Source organism: Pantoea sp. CTOTU49201 (assembly GCF_032054795.1).
In the GTDB taxonomy this organism is placed as follows: Bacteria; Pseudomonadota; Gammaproteobacteria; order Enterobacterales; family Enterobacteriaceae; genus Pantoea; species Pantoea symbiotica.
Window position 1 is genome coordinate 1 of record NZ_DAMBSA010000341.1, and the last position, 257, is coordinate 257.

The 257-nt window shown below is 51.0% G+C and carries 1 protein-coding gene; it reads right to left on the bottom strand.

The window, feature by feature from the left end; translation table 11 throughout:
* On the bottom strand, window positions 1–257 hold a 257-nt coding region (locus RTY00_RS19420; RefSeq protein ID WP_409519151.1), incomplete at both ends, for a hypothetical protein.

Genomic DNA, 257 nt, shown 5'->3' on the forward strand with positions numbered 1-257 from the left:
GGTGTCCTGCGGCGCAAGTGCATGATCCATAATCAACATATCGGCTTCTGTCGTTGCCCATGATGACCTCAGAGCCTGACTGTGGCTAAATTTCCCCATCACTTTGAGCGTTGGCTCCTGCGATATAACCGCATGAATCCCACGCAGAAAAATGTCGTGAGCGTCCAGCAGAAAGATACGCAGCGGATGCGTGCGACTGAAAGCCATAAGGCTGTCCTTATTAACTGTTTTTATCTGGACGGCAAGCAAGATCGCCC